Here is an 8,713-nt window from a genome sequence, read left to right as displayed (position 1 = left end):
AAATATTTGCGAAAACGAGGATTACTAGCGATAATAAGTAGAAGGATATTAAGGAGCGAAGTCACTATGCCGGATAATCAACGAATTGATCTATTGAAAGAGCAAGTCAGCTTTCTTGAAGCTCGCTTGACTCGCTACGAAGAATTATTGAACGGACCCACGCTAAAGCGGATCATTTTTGGAGGCGGACGCCGAGCCAAACTCAGTATCGCCGAGATCGTGATTGGCCTGATCGTGTTACTATATACACTATTTAGAATGGAATTAAGCGTTATTTTCGCTGTGATCGTCATTTTATCGCTAGCCGTCATCTTGTTTTCAGCGATCCAGTTAAATCTGATCCGCAAGAAAAATGGTAAGGACAAATATCAGCGGATGATCGACAGCCTGACAGCAGAAAAAGCGTCGATGGATAAAGAGCTGACGCGTTTAAGAGAAGAAAAAGAAGGACTTGAGTAACCCTACTCAAGTCCTTTTTCGATTAATCTTACTGTGAATTGTGTATCTTCTAAGATAATTTGGTCGATCATTTTTTGAATTCTATTGATTGAATGGACGCTGGGGCAAAGTTCTACGGCGATGATCGGTGTTTTGCAATTTGGAACATCGAAGGTGGAAGTGCTGATGACAATATCATATTCTTCGAAAACTTTTCGATAGCTTGTACTATGTAATTGTTTGACATTGATCTGGTGAATTGCATAATTTCCTCTAAGAGAAAGACGCAAAAGCTCAGCCATTAAACTTTCCTGCATTTTAGAATCACTGGAAACGATCAGCAGATTGACTGTTTTATCGATTTGTTTCAGTCCGGTCAAACAACTAGGGACCGTAGCGATAATTTGATAAATATAATTGTCGATAAACTCCGGTGATTTAAATAGACGGTATTCTTCTGTGAATTTAATCACTAAATTACGCAGCTGATGGACACAGTGAGCATGAAAGGTATCCAATAGGTTCAGACATTCCCTTTTTCGATCCTGCAGCACACTGATAAATTCTTTCGTGTTCGCATGGAAGAGATGTTGATTGATCAAAATCGTTGCCAGCTGCTCCTTTTGAAGCTCCGTCAAAGGATGGACCAGCATCTTACTCAGCTTTTCCGCAAAGATAAAATGCGTCTCATAGTGATAGGCCGTATAAGGATTTGTTTCTAATACTCGTGCGGTTTGCTCTTCTCCCAATAAAAACAAATCAGAATAGAGCAGCCAGAAGCTTTCCTTCATGATGTCTTCAGAATAAAAGATATCCATTTCTTTTCGTAAAAAGTAGTTAAAATTATTGATCGCCCGCTGACTAGGAACATTGATGGCGGTGGATCGCAATATCCGCGAAGTCATATGATGTTCATTTGAGATTCGAACCAAACTGATAAAGAAGGACAAGTTCAAACGATTATACTGAGCCAATGATGTTTTTAACTGATTATTGGCGATCATCGAGCGAACGACCTCGTCTCCAAAATGGAAAAATTCAGAGCTGAAAGGCGTGTCCTCTCGAAGGGCTTTTTTTTCTGAGAAATACAAGAAATATAAATGGCGAATGGCGATTTCATTTCCGGTCAATCGGAACGGCCGGCGTCTAACATTTATTTTCCATTCTGACAGCACCTCCTGCAAATTGTTCATGGCGGCCTGAACGGTGCTCAGGCTGCAGAATAATCGTTTTGAAAGATCGATTAAAGAGTGGGATTCTTCATAGAAAAGCACCTCTAAAATCTTAAATGACAATGAATTGGTGAGCATGGTTGAAATAAGGACATCAAGCGTGGCATTATCCTTTAATTCAAAGTGATAAAGACTGTTTTCGCGAACGACTTTATAATAGTCGCTTTGCTTATTGATCGCGCGAATATCGTTTAACACAATTGGGATGGTACACTGAATAATTTCTGCCAGCTCTTCACTTGAACGAGGTCGTTGAGAATAGTACAGCGTCTCAATCAGTTGCAATTGACGCTGATTTTCTCGTTTCAATAGTCGGTGTAAGTTCATTAGATAGTTCCTTTCGTGATGGTAATAAATCAAAATCATTAATAAAATTTTGAATCCGATCAAAATCTCTTGCGGTCGGGTAAGCATTGATTGCGATTACCGGACAGGCGGATCGCAAACCGGTCATGGTCACATTGGTTACGATCAGGTCATAGTTCTTTGTCAGCCTAGTTAGCTGCTGCTGTAAAATATATGGTGTTTCAAAATATTCATAGATCACTGATCCCTTGATATACGCGGGAAAAATAGATTGCCAAAAACGCTCGTGAGAATTAGAGGCATCCGATAATAAAAGCACTCGAATATGTTTATCAAACTTAGTAAGGCGCTGGAAGATATTGTTGATGGCAGTGACCAAGCAGCCAAGATAAAGCGGCAAGAAGTCTTCTTTTTCTTGAGGAATCAAAAAATCACGGATCACATTTTTAAGCCGCCTTAATTCTGGACTATATTTTTTATCCGTCAGATTCATAATCAATCTATCGGACTCCTGCACGATTTCCAGCGGGCATTTATCCGGATAGAAGCAGAATAGTTCATTTCCTAATAGCCGCATCGCTTCCACCATCTCCTCCTGTGAAAGCGGGACCGTCAATAGAGTGTTGACTTCTTCCAATAAAAAATGATGCGTTTCATAAAAACTTGCTAGATTTTTATTCTTTTTATGAACAATCGATTGCTGCTTGCGGTTTAAGATCAGTTGATGGCTAAACAACGGCCACAAGCATTCCTTCAAGTCGGTCTCTGTGAAGGTAAGATCGGTTTCTTGCCTGATCAATCGAACTAATCGGGGAAGCTCTTTTGCTTTTGGAATTACTAACCCGCTGTCTTTATAAAGTCGTTTGATCTTGTGATTCTTATTCAAGCGTCGCAAGGCGATCAAGAAGCTATGCATCAAGCGAAAATGAAGGTTCATATTATTCTTGATTTCATTATCTAGCAAAATTTGACGAATCAGCTGATCGACAGCCTTCACTAATCTAAGCGAAAACTTATAATTAGAAAACGGAACCCGCGCTTCTTTAAAGAAAATATAATAAAAGTGGCGAATCGCTAATTCATCTCCTTTGATCATGAGCGGGCGTTTAAGGAGTTCCAGATCCCATTCTGCTAAGAGCTCCCTAGTGGTGATCAGATAACGCTGCATATTAGAAGAGCTACAGTTTAGCTGTTTGGCAGTAGTTTGGATGCTCTCATTTTCTTCAAAAAGGAGACATTCGATAATTTGATATTCTAGATTGCTGCGGATCATGTAAGAATAGACCGCATCGATCGAAGCATTGTCAGCAAATTCAATAGAATAAAGTCTTTTATCTTTATTAATGCTAAATGGCAGGTCGTCTCCAGTTAAGAAACGCAGATCATTGAGCAGTACAGGCAGTGAACATCCCAGCTCATCCATAAATTGATAGGAAGATAATGGTTCTTTTGCAAAATAAAGCATTTCAATAATTCGCAGTCTTCGGATGTTATCCTTTTTCATTAACCCTCTTAAATTCATAAGTGAAAACTCCTCGAATATTTTTTTATTTAATATAATGTTAAAAGAGTGTTAAAACAAGCCTGCAATTCTTAATTTGCTGTCATTTTTGTTATTTAACAAACTATGATTAAGAATAATTATAATTAAGGATACCAATTTAATAAGGAAAAATACAAATGAATTAAAAGAATTTTTACTAAATTTTTTATTTTTTTAATTCGCAATTAAAAAAATCGAAAAAAGTGGAAAAACGAAAAAAAATTAAATAGAGTTTTAAGTGTTGCCTTTCTCGCCAATAACGAATAGAATTATCTATGGAATACATTAAAAAAGATAGTGGAGGCTATACATTATGATCAATAAACAAAGTTTAGTTGAACAAGTAGCAGAAAAGACTGGATTGACAAAAAAAGACGCAACATCAGCGGTAGATGCATTATTTGATGGTATCCAAACATCGTTGAAAGCTGGCGAAAAAGTGCAAGTTATCGGCTTTGGTAACTTCGAAGTACGCGAACGTGCTGCCCGTAAAGGCCGCAACCCTCAAACAGGTGAAGAAATCACCATCGCAGCTAGCAAATCACCTGCTTTTAAAGCTGGTAAGCAATTAAAAGACGCTGTAAAATAGCAAGCAATTACCCGCTCATAATGAGCGGGTTTTTTTGTGTTTTCGGGTGGAAAATCCATAAAAATATCTAAAAAAAAGTTTGTGAATTCAAAATTTCTTGTATCTTTTGAAGAAAAAGAGTATATGTTTAAACAGTGAAAATTTTGGAGGAGACACATGTTTAATTTTCTGCCACATTCAATTTTGCAAATGAGTGCGATCTTTTTATCGATTGTCATCGAAGCAATTCCATTTGTTTTATTAGGTTGTATTATTTCCGGAGCGTTGCAAGTTTTTCTAACACCGGAACGTGTAAAAAAAATCTTACCTAGAAATAAATTTTTGGCCATCCTTGTCGGTTCCTTTTTAGGTTTCTTTTTTCCATCGTGTGAATGCGGTATCGTACCGATCGTTACACAGTTCATGCGTAAAGGGGTACCGGAGCACACCGCATTTGCGTTTATGGTGACGGCTCCCATTATCAACCCCATCGTATTGTTTTCAACCTACATCGCCTTTGGCAATAGTCTGAAGTTTGCTTTACTAAGAGCGCTGGGCAGTTTCATCGTCGCTTTGATCATTGGGTCATGGATCGCGTATTTCAATCGTTCACCGATCATGAAATCAGAGCTGCATCACCATGAAGACCATCACCACGAGGCAGCGGACAAGCCATCTTTTGGCGGGAAAGTTTGGTCGGTCTTAGTTCACGGTATCGATGAATTTTTTGACACGGGGCGCTATTTGATTATCGGTGCGCTGATTGCCAGCGGGATGCAGGTCTTCTTGCCTACGCAATTTATGATGCAGCTGACTTCTTCGAAAATCATCGGTATCTTAGTGATGCTGATCTTAGCCTTTACGATGTCTCTTTGCTCAGAAGCAGATGCTTTTGTCGGTTCCTCTTTATTGAGTTTGTTTGGAACTAACGCGATCGTGGCTTTTCTCGTTTTTGGTCCAATGGTGGATATCAAAAACTTGATGATGATGAAGCGCAGCTTTCATGGAAAATTTATTCTGCAATTGATTGCGTTGATCAGCGTGATCGTTACGATCTATGCGTTAGTGATTTAGGAAGAAGAAGGGGGAAGATCAATGATACGTTTTCTAATTTTATCAGGCTATTTCGAATTAATGATGTACCTGCAGGTTTCTGGAAAATTGGATCAATACATTAATGTGCATTATCGCTACCTGATTTTTCTGACGATGTTTTTGTCCTTGCTGTTAGCCCTTGTTCAGTTGAAAATCTGGGCCGGTAGTGAAAAACAGCAGGGGCATACGCATCATGATGGACACGATCATGGACTGACGAAGCCTTATCAACGAGCGATCGCCTATCTATTGCTGGTGTTGCCTTTAGTTGTAGGGACACTGTTTCCCACGATCAGCCTAGATACGACGATAGTTGAAGCGAAGGGATTCAGTTTTCCTGTCAGCAAGGAATCGGTGGGCGATCCTGAAATGAACACCCAGTATTTGAAGCCGGATACCAGCATTTATTACAATAAAAGCGACTATAATGATCAAATGGCGCAGTTGATGAAAAAATATGAAGCGGACCAAAAATTGGCGGTCACCGACGAAAATTACTTAGAGGTGATGGAATTAATCTATAACTATCCTAATTCCTTTGTCGGCAAAAAGATTTCTTTCAATGGATTCGTGTATGAAGCCAATAAGAATAATCAGAAATATGATTTTCTATTCCGCTTCGGGATCATTCACTGTGTTGCGGATTCAGGCGTGTTTGGTTTAATGACCAAATTGCCGGATAATATGACCGTGAAGAATAATCAGTGGCTGCATGTCGAAGGGACGATCACGCTAGATTTCTTTGAACCTTTCGATCGTCAAATCCCATCGGTCGAGGTCAGCAGTGCACAAACGGTTGACGCACCAAAAAATCAATATGTCTATCGAGCATTTTAATAATAGGGTCTTCTGTCATTCAGGAGACTCTTTTTTTCTGCCGAAAGCTTTATCCCAAGATAGTTGGCGAAAGGCGATAATTTTCTAGTATAATAAAAAGAAAAAGTAGAAGGAACTATAATGACAAATAAAATTTTTCTAGTAGAAGATGATGCGACGATCGTTTCGGTAATCCAGCAGCATTTAACGCAGTGGGGGCTGGACTGTGCTGTCGCAACTGATTTCCAGCATGTCTTTGATGATTACCAGAAGGCACAGCCGGATTTAGTAATTCTGGATATTTCCTTACCCTATTTTAACGGCTTTTATTGGTGTCAGGAGATTCGAAAGGTTTCTGAGGTGCCAATCATTTTTCTATCCTCGGCCAAGGATCAAATGAATCAGGTGATGGCGTTGAATATGGGGGCGGATGAATTTATCGAGAAGCCCTTTGAGCTGACCATCTTATTGGCGAAAATTCAGGCATTATTGCGGCGCAGTTATCAATACGGGCAGCAGCTGTCTTATGCTTTTGGCGAGTATCAGTTTGTGCCGGCGATTAATCAGATTCAATCGGCGAACGATCACCTGCCGTTAACACCAAATGAATCGCGGATTTTAAGTGTTCTATTTGCGACACAAGGGCAAATTGTTCCGCGGGAGCAGATTATCGAGACGCTTTGGCAAAGCGATGATTTTATTGACAATAATACATTGGCAGTCAACCTGACCCGCTTGCGCAAAAAGCTGAAGGATTTTGGAATCGATGGTCTGATTCAAACGGTCAAAAACAAGGGTTATTTAATAGAGGGAAAAAGATGAAATTAGTAAAAAGCTTTCTTTATGAACGGCGAATTATCTATGGGATGTATCTAGTTTTTTGGGGTCTGATTTTTTTGACCTTTTACCTTTATGAGTTTAGTTTCGCGCCTTTTTTTGATGGTTGGCTGTTTACGGCGTTCGTGTTGGTAGTCTATTCACTCGTGTCCTTTTATCGTTCGTTTCGCAAACAGAAACAATTGGAGCTGTTAGCGACCAAGGATTTACAATTAAGCAATTTAGTTTTCCTGCCGAAAGCGGCAACTTTGAGTGAACAGACCTATCAGGAGGTCTTGCGGCTAGTTTTAGAAAATAAAAATCAGGAGCAGGAAGAGTTGCAGCAAAAACAACGAGCGATGCTGGATGATTTCGGCTTATGGCTGCATCAAATCAAAACACCGGTGGCGGCATTAGACCTCTTGATCCAATCAGGACAGCTAGATCCGCGGACAATGAAGAATGAAGTCTTCAAAATCAATGAATACCTGCAAATGATCTTAAATTACATGCGTCAAAATCTAGATCAGGCAGATTTGGTTTTTCAACAACTATCGATAGAAAAGATCATAAAATCAGTCGTAAAAAAATATGCGACTTTTTTCTCCCAAAAGGATTTAAGCTTGCAGCTGGGAAATCTCGAAGGGCGAGTCTATTCCGATCAAAAATGGCTGATTTTTATTTTAGAGCAGGTCATATTTAACGCGATTAAATATACGGAAAACGGCACGATCAGTATTTCTTTTTCTGACAATCAGTTAACGATCCAAGATACCGGAATAGGGATTCGATCAGAAGATTTACCGCGGGTTTTTGAAAAAGGTTACACCGGTATGAATGGCAGAGAGCAGCAAAGAGCGAGCGGACTTGGGTTGTATCTCAGTCAAGAGGCAGCCGAGAAATTAGGCTGCCGCCTTTATATTGAGTCACAGGTAAAAAAGGGGACGACGGTCACGATCGTCTTTCCAGAAGAAATTTCCGCTTTTGAATAAATCCAAACTTTCATAATTGTAAGTTTGGATTTATTTTCGTAAGTAGTGTTTTTACAGGCAAGATTCTATGATGAAGTAGAGGAATTAACCAGACGTATTTTGGTTAGTGACTGACTACTTCAAAAGAATTAGGGGGAATGCAGAATGAATGAACTATTAAAAGTTGAAAGCGTCAAAAAAGTTTATCAAACTCAATTCAAAGGAATGCCTGTAGAAGCATTGCGCAATATTGATCTATCAGTTGATAAGGGTGACTATGTAGCGATCATGGGAGAATCCGGTTCAGGCAAAAGTACTCTGTTGAATTTGATCGCGACCTTAGACAAACCATCTGCGGGAACGATTTTATTAGATGGGATGGATCTGAATACTATCAAGGAGAAAAACGCGGCCGCTTTTCGGCGCGATCATCTAGGTTTTGTCTTTCAGGATTTCAACTTACTGGACACTTTTTCCGTGAAGGACAATATTTTACTTCCATTGGTTTTATCGCAAACGCCGGTCAAACAATTGATGAACGAGCTGAAACCAGTTGTAAAGGCGTTAGGCATCGAAAAACTATTGGAAAAATATCCTTATGAACTATCCGGCGGTCAAAAACAACGGGTAGCTGTGGCGAGAGCGATCATTACCAATCCGGACCTGCTATTGGCTGATGAGCCGACGGGAGCTTTAGATTCAAAAACTTCTGAACAGCTGCTGCAAATTTTTCAACGCTTGAATCACAATGGACAGACGATTTTAATGGTGACTCATAGTTCGATCGCAGCTAGTCATGCGCGCCGCGTACTTTTTATCAAGGATGGTCAGGTGTATCATCAGCTATATCGTGGGAACAAGGATAACTATGAGTTTCTGGAAACGATCAACGAGACATTGACGGCCTTGCTTTCAAAGGAGGCGTAGC

At 39.8% G+C, this 8,713-nt stretch carries 9 protein-coding genes; 7 read left to right on the top strand and 2 right to left on the bottom strand.

The window, feature by feature from the left end; all coding sequences use genetic code 11:
• A partial coding sequence (locus A5875_RS19110; protein ID WP_254911912.1) for a hypothetical protein occupies nt 1–459 on the top strand: 459 nt, incomplete at its 5' end.
• A gap of 2 nt (nt 460–461) precedes the next feature.
• On the opposite strand, the gene A5875_RS19105 is transcribed toward A5875_RS19110, so the two are convergent.
• Nucleotides 462–1,997, bottom strand: a complete 1,536-nt coding sequence (locus A5875_RS19105; RefSeq protein WP_088935163.1) for a helix-turn-helix domain-containing protein — start codon at nt 1,995–1,997, stop codon at nt 462–464.
• Complete coding sequence (locus A5875_RS19100; protein WP_088935162.1) at nt 1,942–3,498, bottom strand: helix-turn-helix domain-containing protein; 1,557 nt, start codon at nt 3,496–3,498, stop codon at nt 1,942–1,944. Before A5875_RS19100 ends, A5875_RS19105 begins: the two co-directional genes overlap by 56 nt.
• 334 nt (nt 3,499–3,832) lie before the next feature.
• Between A5875_RS19100 and A5875_RS19095 the strand changes: the two genes are divergently transcribed.
• From A5875_RS19095 to A5875_RS19070, 6 genes are all read left to right on the top strand, one after another.
• Nucleotides 3,833–4,108, top strand: coding sequence for an HU family DNA-binding protein (locus A5875_RS19095; RefSeq protein ID WP_088935161.1), 276 nt, complete (start codon nt 3,833–3,835; stop codon nt 4,106–4,108).
• A gap of 156 nt (nt 4,109–4,264) precedes the next feature.
• Nucleotides 4,265–5,161 (top strand): permease, encoded by an 897-nt coding sequence (locus A5875_RS19090; RefSeq protein WP_088935160.1) that lies wholly within the window; start codon nt 4,265–4,267, stop codon nt 5,159–5,161.
• Between the two features lie 21 nt (nt 5,162–5,182).
• The gene (locus A5875_RS19085) at nt 5,183–6,019 is read left to right on the top strand and encodes a TIGR03943 family putative permease subunit (protein WP_088935159.1); all 837 of its coding nucleotides are present in this window, start codon (nt 5,183–5,185) and stop codon (nt 6,017–6,019) included.
• A gap of 120 nt (nt 6,020–6,139) precedes the next feature.
• Complete coding sequence (locus A5875_RS19080) at nt 6,140–6,820, top strand: response regulator transcription factor (protein ID WP_088935158.1); 681 nt, start codon at nt 6,140–6,142, stop codon at nt 6,818–6,820.
• Nucleotides 6,817–7,806 carry a sensor histidine kinase gene (locus tag A5875_RS19075; protein WP_141108366.1) on the top strand — a complete coding sequence of 330 codons (990 nt, stop codon included), beginning with the start codon at nt 6,817–6,819 and terminating at the stop codon, nt 7,804–7,806. Before A5875_RS19080 ends, A5875_RS19075 begins: the two co-directional genes overlap by 4 nt.
• 144 nt (nt 7,807–7,950) lie before the next feature.
• The gene (locus A5875_RS19070; protein WP_088935157.1) at nt 7,951–8,712 is read left to right on the top strand and encodes an ABC transporter ATP-binding protein; all 762 of its coding nucleotides are present in this window, start codon (nt 7,951–7,953) and stop codon (nt 8,710–8,712) included.
• Nucleotide 8,713: the final 1 nt, after the last annotated feature.

Origin of the sequence: Enterococcus sp. 3H8_DIV0648, assembly GCF_002140655.1 — a bacterium.
GTDB lineage: Bacteria > Bacillota > Bacilli > Lactobacillales > Enterococcaceae > Enterococcus_A > Enterococcus_A hulanensis.
This window is presented reverse-complemented; position numbering and strand designations above follow the sequence as displayed.